Source organism: Azospirillum sp. TSH64, assembly GCF_003116035.1.
Taxonomy (GTDB): Bacteria; Pseudomonadota; Alphaproteobacteria; order Azospirillales; family Azospirillaceae; genus Azospirillum.
Genome location: NZ_LGQW01000015.1, coordinates 7,378,466 through 7,379,114, shown reverse-complemented (window position 1 = coordinate 7,379,114; position 649 = coordinate 7,378,466). Strand labels below are relative to the sequence as shown.

Annotated in this window: 1 pseudogene; it reads right to left on the bottom strand. The window is 65.9% G+C overall.

The features are described 5' to 3' along the window. Window positions 1-649 (bottom strand): annotated as a pseudogene (locus tag TSH64_RS34350) (branched-chain amino acid ABC transporter permease); the annotation flags it as partial.

The following is a 649-nucleotide window of genomic DNA, read 5'->3' as shown; positions in this document are numbered from 1 at the left end:
CAGCTTGCGCACCCTGAGCGTGAACAGGTTCACCACCAGGGCCAAAGCCAGGATGAGGTAGTAGAGGAAGACGATGCGATGGAGCGGCGAGAACTCCAGCCCGAACAGCTCGTGGAAGGCGGCCATGCCCTCGGCCGGCGTGCGGGAGAAGTCGGCGATGCCGAAGAAGCTCGGCCGCGGAATGCCGGAGATGCCGTTCGGGCCGCCGGTGAACTGGTACCAGTTGACCAGGATGATGCGGATGATCTCGCCGAAGCCCAAGGTCACGATGGCGAAATAGTCGCCGCGCAGCCGCAGGACGGGGAAGCCCAGCAGCACGCCGGAACAGGCGGCGAGCAGCCCCGCCAGCGGCAGGCAGAGCCAGAAGCTGAGCCCGAAATAATGGGCGAGCAGCGCGTAGCTGTAGGCGCCGACGGCGTAGAAGGCGACATAGCCGAGGTCGAGCAGGCCGGCCAGACCGACCACGATGTTCAGGCCCCAGCCCAGCATGATGTAGGTCAGCAGCAGGATGCCGATGTCCAGCAGCATGCGGTCGGCCAGCGGCGTCATCGGCAGGATGGCGGCGAAGACGACGGCGACCGGGCCGATGTATTTGCTGGCGTGCTGGACCTTCGCGGCGAATCGATCCATGCGCTTGTCGCGGTCGGCT